This is a genomic window from Bradyrhizobium sp. UFLA05-112 (genome assembly GCF_053572325.1).
In genome coordinates, this window is the sequence record NZ_JBANBK010000162.1 from 1 (window position 1) to 7,965 (window position 7,965).

Sequence of the window (7,965 nt, forward strand, 5' to 3'; positions counted from 1 at the left end):
CCAGCGGCCCCACCGCCGCCCAAGCAAGAGACGACGGCCGCCTCAACCATATCCTCGTTCTTCAGCCGAAACAAAAACTGAAGTTGAGTCAGTCCGTTATCGCGAAACTCTGAGGCAAATTCGCAAGGCCTTCGCCTTACCTGTTGCCCGCATCCGCCTTCCCGACCATATTGCCCCCATGAAGAAGAAACCGTTCCGCCTCACGCCCTACCAGGTGCAGTTCCTGCTCGTGGTTGGCTTCGTCACCGTCGGCTATGCGCTCTACCTGCGCTATCTCGCCGTCGAGTTCTCGCAAGTCTCGCTCGCCTGCGACGCCGGCCTGCAGACCGTGATCTGCAAGGCGCGCGCGACCGCGACAGTGCTGTTCAAGAACTCGGTATTCGGCATCGTCGCGCTGGTGATCGCGACGCTGAACCTGATGCGGCCCTCGATCGTGCTGTTGACGCTGGGCGTGGTCGCCGCAGGTCTCGGCATCGTGCTCTACAACATCGTGCTGTCGGGGATCGCGATCGGGCTGCTTATTCTGGGCTTTGCGCGGCCCGCGCCCGCCACAGCGTAAGCGCGAACAACAGATACATCGCGCAGGTCCATAGCGACTGCCAATTGTCGCGGCCCTCGTTGATCAGCACATAGGCCGCCGACAGCGCCAAGAGGCCGGCAAAGATCGATTCCGCGAGCGGACGCACGCCGGTCTGGGGGCGGTTCAGCATCAGAAGTGCAAACGGCACCACCGCCATGGTCAGCGAGGCGAACGGAAAATCGCGGTAGCGGGGATCGAACACGAAACCGAGCGCGGTCTCGCCCGCGATCACGGCGGTCACCGCAAGCGTTAGCCCAAGCGCCGCGGTTAGTTTTGACCATTTCCGCGCCTCGCGCGGACCCAGGATATCGAGGAACGTCGGCAGTCCCCGCCCCGACACTAGCGCTTGCGCGCAGAAGATCGGCGACAGCACGCCGGCGGCAAGGAGCGCGCCCCATTGCAGCCAGCCGCCCCAGCCGTAGCTCTCATAGTACATCTTGTCGAAAGCGATCCCGAACAGCATGCCGGCTGATGTCGCCGAGATGCCGACGCCGAGCCACGCCGAGAACCGCGGCGTCCAGGGTCGCCGACGCAAGGTCAGGCCCGCGACTGCGAACACCAGCACGCTGACGGCCATGCCGGCGCCCATGTACCATTTCCAGTATGGGAAATTGCTGATCGGCTCGCCCGGCGGGTATTTGAGCTGACGGCGGACGGAATCGATGAAGCCCCAATAGCCACCGACGGTGCCTTCGATCTGGCGCTTCCAGGGCTGGTCATAGGCCTCGATCAGGTTGACCCGAAAGCCCTGCGCCTTGGCGAGGGTCAGGATCTCCGACACCACGCGCGCCTGGTTGGTGCGCGAGGGGAGCGCGCCTTCGCGCATGCGCCCTTCGCTCGGCCAGCCCGTTTCGCCGATAAGGATCTCCTTGCCCGGAAAGGCAACCGCCATGCGCTGGCGGATCTGCTCGACATGGCCGGCCGCGAACTTGGCACGGATCGGAAAATCCTCCCAGTAGGGAAGGATGTGGATGGTGACGAAGTCGACGGCGTCGTAGACCTCGCGATTCTTCAGCCAATATTCCCAAACGTCGGCATAGGTCACGGGAACGGTAACCTGAGCCTTCACCGAACGGATGATCGCCACGAGATCGGCCGTGGTCATCTCGCCGCGCAGCAGCACCTCGTTGCCAACCACGAGCGAGGTGATGGTGTCGGGGAATTCCTTGCTCAAGCGGACTGCGGTCGCGACCTGAGAGAAGTTCTTGGAGCGGTTGCTGCCGAGCCAGATGCCCTGAATCACCTTCAGCCCACCGACCTTGGTGGCGACCGCCGGCACCTGATCGAGCCCATTCTCGATCGAATAGGTGCGAACGCAGTCGGTGATCTCCTTGAGCTGTCGCAGATCCTGCTCGAGTTGGTCGGCCCCGATATGCGTCGAGGGGTCGAGCGGCGTCTGATCACCGCGGAACGGCGCGTAGGAGACGCATTGCAGCTTGGAACTGGGATCGATGGGCGCGCGCGCCAGCGTGATCGGCGTGGCCAGCCACCACCACACGGCAGCAATCGCACCCAACGATAAGAGCAAGAGCGCCAGTGGCGTACGAAGAGTAATCGGTTCCGTCCTCCGCGAAGGGCCCGTCGATTACCTGCTTGCAGGCCGTCTGCCAAGGGGCCAATACCGACAATGCGGCAATTGCACCTGCCATCCCGTCCCATTCGCCTGCGGCTCTTCGACCGGCGCATAGCATGGTGACTTTGCTGGACAAAGCTTGAAATACCAGTCATGGGATTCAACGGGACTTTTCCGCCGCATTGGAGACCCATTTGGACGGCATCACACCGCGCGTCCGTGGAGGTCTCGCGCGGGCGGCCAGAGAGATCGGGGAATTTATGCGGCGACGGGTGCTTGAGTTAACGAATGCGGTCCTGCGGCATGTTGCCGTCCCCTCCCTCATCGTTCTGCTCGGCCTTTCAAGCTCGCTTGCCCAGAGCGGCTCTCCCCAGGACCAGGGCAAGGCGGCCGCCACGACACCAGCTGACGCCGCCAAGGACGCCAACCAGAACCAGCGCCGCACCGACGAGTTCGCCGAGGCTGCCCAAGCCATCAACGGCCCGGCCGGAAACCCCGAATGCGTCTGGCTCGGCCGCCGCGTGGTGCGGCTGATGTGGCGTGATGATCTCGATACCGCCTTCCGCCATCTCGATCTCTACGACCGCTTCGGCTGCCCCGGCGGCCACATTCAGGCGGCGTTCCGCTGCCTGACCCGCTTTGGCGGCCAGATCGATCCCAAGGTCGCCGAGACCCTGGACAGCCGCGTGCACGCCTGCTGGATCAATCCGGCGGCGCAGCCCCAGCAGGCGGCTGCCGCGGCGTCCCAACCGCCCGCGCCGACGACCGGCACTTCGCCGCAGCCGACTGCAAGCCCTGCGCCTGCCGCGAGCCCCTCGCCCGCCGCCCCCCAAAAATAGCCGCGATCACTTCACCCGCCGTTCAGGAACGATGGGCGATACCGGCGATTGGCACTGCTCGTGCTTTTCAGATCGTCGGTGCCCTCAAAAGGCCATGCCGCTAAACGACACGGCGTCATGACAGTTGTGAAAAGGCGTGGCAGAGGTATGTTCCGTTTGCCGCGGACTCGGTCGGATCTCGGGGTCGGATCCGCTTCCCTGCCATCTCAGCCCCAATTGGTTTAGCCGCGATGCGTGCCATCGTTGCCGTTCTGTTGCTCGTGTCCGCACTTCACGCCGGCCTGTGGGGAGTCCTGCGCGACAAGGAGCCCGCGCCGGACTTCAAGGGTCTGTTGCCGAGCGTGTCCTATGCGCCGTTCGAGGGATCGGCCCACCCCGACATCGATAACATTCCGACCATCGAGAAAATCCGCGCCGACCTGAAGACGCTGTCGACAATGACGCGCGCCATCCGCCTGTATTCGTCCACTGGCGGCGTGGAGCTGGTGCCGCCGATCGCCGCGGAGTTCGGCCTCAAGGTCATGGTCGGCGCCTGGATCGACAAGAACGACGAGCGCAACCAGCGCGAGATCGAGGCCGCCATCAACCTCGCCCGGAAGAACAGCAACGTGATCGGCGTCGTCGTCGGCAACGAGGTGATCTATCGCGGCGAGCAGAAGGTCGAAGACTTGATCGACATGATCAAGAAGGTCAGGAGCGCGGTTCGCGTGCCCGTCACGACCGGTGAGATCTGGAACATCTGGCGCGACAATCCGGACCTCGCCTCCAATGTCGACTTCATCGCCGCCCACGTGCTGCCCTACTGGGAGAATTTCCGCTCGGATCAGGCGGTCGACCAGGCCGTCGACCGCTACAACCTGCTGCGCAATCTGTTCCCCGGCAAGCGCATCGTGATCGCCGAATTCGGCTGGCCGAGCGCGGGCTACAATCTGCGCAACGCTGACCCCGGTCCGTTCCAGCAAGCGCTGACCCTGCGCAACTTCGTCAGCCGCGCCGAAGCCATCGGCATGGAATACAACATCGTCGAGGCGATCGATCAGCCTTGGAAGTTCTTCGAAGGCGGTGTCGGTCCTTACTGGGGCATCCTCAACGCCAGCCGCGAGCCGAAATTCTCGTGGACCGGCCCGGTCGAGAACCCCGACTACTGGAAGCTGATGACGATCGCGCTGCTCGTCGGCATCCTTCTCTCGCTACCGATTCTGCGGCTGGAGCAGCCCACCGCCAGGCAGGCGTTCCTGCTGTCGGCGACTGCGAATGGCGTCGGCGCCTGGGTCGCGACCGTGTTCGCTTATTGGGCCGGCCACTATTTCCTGTTCGGCTCGGCCTTCGCGCTGACGCTCGGCATGATCCTTCTTGTTCCTCTTGTGCTCATTGCGATGGCGCGGATCGAGGAGATCGCCGCGGTCGCCTTCGGCCGGCCGCCGCGCCGGCTGCTCGCCAAGGGCAAGCCGGTCGAAGGCGTCCCCGAGAACTATTTCCCGAAGGTCTCGATCCACATTCCCGCCTATTACGAGCCGGTCGACATGCTCAAGCAGACGCTTGATGCGCTGGCGCGGCTGAACTACCCGAACTACGAGTGCGTGGTCATCATCAACAACACGCCCGACCCCGCCTTCTGGCAGCCGATCCAGGATCACTGCCGCGCGCTCGGCGAGCGCTTCAAGTTCATCAACGCCGAGAAAGTGCAGGGCTTCAAGGCCGGTGCGCTGCGCATCGCCATGGACCGCACCGCGGCGGATGCGGAGATCATCGGCATCCTCGATGCCGACTATGTCGTCGATCCGGACTGGCTGAAGGATCTGGTGCCGGCCTTTGCCGATCCGCGTGTTGGCCTCGTGCAGGCGCCGCAGGATCACCGCGACGAAGACCTGTCGATCATGCACTACATCATGAACGGCGAATACGCCGGCTTCTTCGACATCGGCATGGTCCAGCGCAACGAGTTCAACGCCGTCATCGTGCACGGCACGATGTGCCTGATCCGCCGCGCCGCGATGGACATGGCCGGCGGCTGGTCGAGCGACACGATCTGCGAGGACAGCGATCTCGGCCTTGCGATCCAGGAGCTCGGCTGGACCACGCACTACACCCGGCACCGCTACGGCCAAGGCCTTCTGCCCGACACCTACGAGGCGTTCAAGAAGCAGCGCCACCGCTGGGCCTATGGCGGCTTGCAGATCGTGAAGAAACACTGGCGGCGCTTCATGCCCGGCGCGAGCCGACTGACGCAGGACCAGAAGCGCGAATACGGCCTCGGCTGGCTGAACTGGCTGGGAGCTGAAAGCCTTGGCGTCGTCGTCGCCCTCCTCAACCTCGTCTGGGTGCCGATCGTCGCCTTCGCCGACATCGCAATCCCCGACAAGATTCTGACGCTGCCGATCATCGCCGCCTTCGTGGTCTCGCTCGCGCACTTCCTGTCGATGTACCGTCTGCGTGTCGCGGTGAGGCCCGGCCAGATGCTGGGCGCCATGATCGCCGCCATGAGCGTGCAGTGGACGGTGTCGCGCGCGGTCGCGCAAGGGTTGATCACCGAGCACATCGCTTTCGCCCGCACCTCCAAGGGCGGCCTATCGCGAATGTCGATCGAGTTCCAGGCGTTCTGGGAAGCCGTGATCGGCGCGCTGCTGCTGATCGGCGCCGGCGTGCTGGTCGCCTCCAACAGCTTCCGACAGATCACCGAGATCTACATCTTCGCTGGCGTCCTGGTGCTCCAGAGCCTGCCGTTCCTGGCGGCGGTCGCGATCGCCATCCTGGAGCTCAGCCGCATCAACTCGTTCCAGTTCTGGCGCGACAGCGCCGTGCGCGCCGCCGAGCTGATCGGCCTGCGCCCTGTCGCGCTGCCGAGCCCCGCCGGTTCCTCGCAGCCGGTCGCAAGCGAGGTCCGCCGCGAGGCCAACTGAGCGCGGCCCGCGGCCGACTGAAGCGCGCCGGTCGAGGCTCCGCGGTGGACGGCCTCGTTTCTTCGGCGGGGATGACACGCAGCCGGCAAGTTGAAAATTCCGCTCTAACTGGCGGAAACACTGCGCGAATCCCTGCCCCTGCCGCGATCTGCGGCAACCGCGCACGCTATTGACCTCAGCGGCCGCTCACCCTACACAGCGCGGGCCGAAAGCATGATCCGGAAATTGCCTTACCGGTTTTCCCCGCGACAAGCGTTAAGTTGCGGCAAGACATGCTTCTCGAATGTCCGAAGGCGATGGCGACCGATCCGCGAAGCCATCAAGCGGCCATGGGAGCGCGTAGCTCAGCCGGTAGAGCACGTGACTTTTAATCACGGGGTCCTGGGTTCGAGCCCCAGCGCGCTCACCAAGCTAAATCAAAGACTTAAAGCCAATTTTGACACACCAAATCACAGCGCGATTTTGCGCCATGCACACACTATGCACACATCGCGAGGCCGGCCATGACGGTTCTTGCGATTGTCGGAGGCGCGTTGCTTGTGTTGCTTGCCCTGGCGGCGGCACTCGTCGCGATCGTCGCGAAACAGCTTCGGAGGTCCCGGAGGTGTCGACTGAGACCATAATTGACGAGTTGGCCGCGGATCAGACTCCGGTTGTGGGGTCGGCGTCTATGGCTTCAAGCTGTTCACAGACCTGCCAGTGGCGGGATCGCCCGTGCACGCATCTGCACCGGACAGCACAAATCACAATTGTACCGTTTTGGTGCGCATTTCGTCGGGCGTCCTTACGCTAAATTCATCAGCCGCGTTGCAGATTTGGGCCTACGCAGGCGTTGTGCTTGTGTTACGAGTCCCTAGATCCCCGATCGCAGGCAGATTGATGGCGAAGAGCAACAAACGGCAGCCGATCCCCAGCCGCCGCCAGGGCGTTCCGCCACTTCCCCCGAGCCCGCCCGCTGGGGCCTCGCAAATTGTACTTGGTTACAATCCCCAAGGCCCCAAGGAACCGATCGATATCGTCTCGACCAAGGAGGCATGGAGCGAGTTTACCCTTGCCGACGGCACTGTGTTGCGCGCCAAAGCTGTTGTGCTGGACGTGCGTAAGATGGTCGACCAATATAATCAGGATGGAGAGCCGATCTACGAGATGCAGTTGACGATGGTCAATCAAGCTCGGGTTCCGGAAGACCTGAAAAAGAAGAGCTGAGGGATGAGCGCAAGAACAGCTGAGCGGGAGGTCGCGGCACATGCGGTGAGGGTCGTTCCCGTTACCACAAGCGTTCCCGCGTTTGGCGGAACACACTTTCTGACGTCTTTCAACGCAGGCGGATACATAAGCCAGCCGCAGCATGGAACGATGACCGGTAACGTCACCATCTCGAACGTCACGTTAGGTTTCTCGTTTGCTATCCATACCGCTGGCGGCAGTGTGTACGATTCGGATTTTGTTGCAGACATTTTGGCGGCAGATGCCGCCGAGCCCGAAGCGAGCTTCGACAACGTCGTAGACATGCTGGAATGGCTAAATCGCGATTAGTCCATGCCGGAGAAGCCAAAGCGGAACCACGCAAAGTGGCAGCTCGCATCTGGTTTCAAAGATTCCTGGGCTCGATTCAAGACAGACGGCATCAGCGAGGCGATGACGGAATTTGATCGCCGCAAACGATCAATTCCTCCGACTGCCCTGCCTGCAAAGATGAAGGACCACAAGCTAGACGGTCCCTTCAAGGGCTTTATGGAGTGTCATCTCGCGGGCGACGTCCTTCTGATCTATAAGCCGCTTCCCGGCGGCGCCATTAAACTACTTCGCGTCTGCACTCACGCAGATCTCAAGGGCCCCAAAGCGAAGGTGCTGGCAAAGCAGTTGAGGAACGAGGAGTAATAGCTGCCGCGGCAGCTACGACGGGCAGTAGACCGGTCGCTCCTTCAGCCACCACGGATCGATAATTTGCGAGGTGCCCGCGCTGCCGCTTTGATCGTGGCATGCGTAGACCTGCTGTAACCCTCCGGTGCAGGCCGCGGGTTAGCTGCGTTTGGCGCGCTTGCCTGCCCATTTTTTGGCGAGGGCCTCAAC

General features: G+C 62.8%; 7 protein-coding genes and 1 tRNA gene. 7 read left to right on the top strand and 1 reads right to left on the bottom strand.

Annotated features, from left to right (window positions below):
* The first annotated feature begins 178 nt into the window (after positions 1–178).
* A complete protein-coding gene (locus SO180_RS41530) occupies positions 179–559 on the top strand; it encodes a hypothetical protein (protein ID WP_449384557.1) in 381 nt (126 codons plus the stop codon).
* Here SO180_RS41530 and SO180_RS41535 read toward each other — a convergent pair.
* Complete coding sequence (locus tag SO180_RS41535) at positions 519–2,078, bottom strand: glycoside hydrolase family 17 protein (protein ID WP_449384558.1); 1,560 nt, start codon at positions 2,076–2,078, stop codon at positions 519–521. The genes SO180_RS41530 and SO180_RS41535 overlap by 41 nt on opposite strands.
* Positions 2,079–2,413: 335 nt before the next feature.
* Between SO180_RS41535 and SO180_RS41540 the strand changes: the two genes are divergently transcribed.
* From SO180_RS41540 to SO180_RS41565, 6 genes are all read left to right on the top strand, one after another.
* Positions 2,414–2,992 (top strand): beta-1-3, beta-1-6-glucan biosynthesis protein, encoded by a 579-nt coding sequence (locus SO180_RS41540; RefSeq protein ID WP_449384563.1) that lies wholly within the window; start codon positions 2,414–2,416, stop codon positions 2,990–2,992.
* Positions 2,993–3,222: 230 nt separating this feature from the next.
* Positions 3,223–5,892, top strand: coding sequence for a glycosyltransferase (locus SO180_RS41545; RefSeq protein WP_449384559.1), 2,670 nt, complete (start codon positions 3,223–3,225; stop codon positions 5,890–5,892).
* A gap of 333 nt (positions 5,893–6,225) precedes the next feature.
* Positions 6,226–6,301: transfer RNA gene (locus SO180_RS41550), tRNA-Lys, on the top strand.
* Between the two features lie 470 nt (positions 6,302–6,771).
* Positions 6,772–7,098, top strand: coding sequence for a hypothetical protein (locus SO180_RS41555; protein ID WP_449384560.1), 327 nt, complete (start codon positions 6,772–6,774; stop codon positions 7,096–7,098).
* Between the two features lie 3 nt (positions 7,099–7,101).
* Positions 7,102–7,428, top strand: a complete 327-nt coding sequence (locus SO180_RS41560; protein WP_449384561.1) for a hypothetical protein — start codon at positions 7,102–7,104, stop codon at positions 7,426–7,428.
* Positions 7,429–7,431: 3 nt separating this feature from the next.
* Complete coding sequence (locus tag SO180_RS41565) at positions 7,432–7,773, top strand: type II toxin-antitoxin system mRNA interferase toxin, RelE/StbE family (protein ID WP_449384562.1); 342 nt, start codon at positions 7,432–7,434, stop codon at positions 7,771–7,773.
* Positions 7,774–7,965 lie beyond the last annotated feature (192 nt).

Bases quoted from the DNA above. Each gene is read 5' to 3' on its own strand.
- SO180_RS41545 (WP_449384559.1), top strand. From the start codon at position 3,223: ATGCGTGCCATCGTTGCCGTTCTGTTGCTCGTGTCCGCACTTCACGCC.
- SO180_RS41560 (WP_449384561.1), top strand. From the start codon at position 7,102: ATGAGCGCAAGAACAGCTGAGCGGGAGGTCGCGGCACATGCGGTGAGG.
- SO180_RS41565 (WP_449384562.1), top strand. From the start codon at position 7,432: ATGCCGGAGAAGCCAAAGCGGAACCACGCAAAGTGGCAGCTCGCATCT.
- SO180_RS41555 (WP_449384560.1), top strand. From the start codon at position 6,772: ATGGCGAAGAGCAACAAACGGCAGCCGATCCCCAGCCGCCGCCAGGGC.
- SO180_RS41530 (WP_449384557.1), top strand. From the start codon at position 179: ATGAAGAAGAAACCGTTCCGCCTCACGCCCTACCAGGTGCAGTTCCTG.
- SO180_RS41540 (WP_449384563.1), top strand. From the start codon at position 2,414: ATGCGGCGACGGGTGCTTGAGTTAACGAATGCGGTCCTGCGGCATGTT.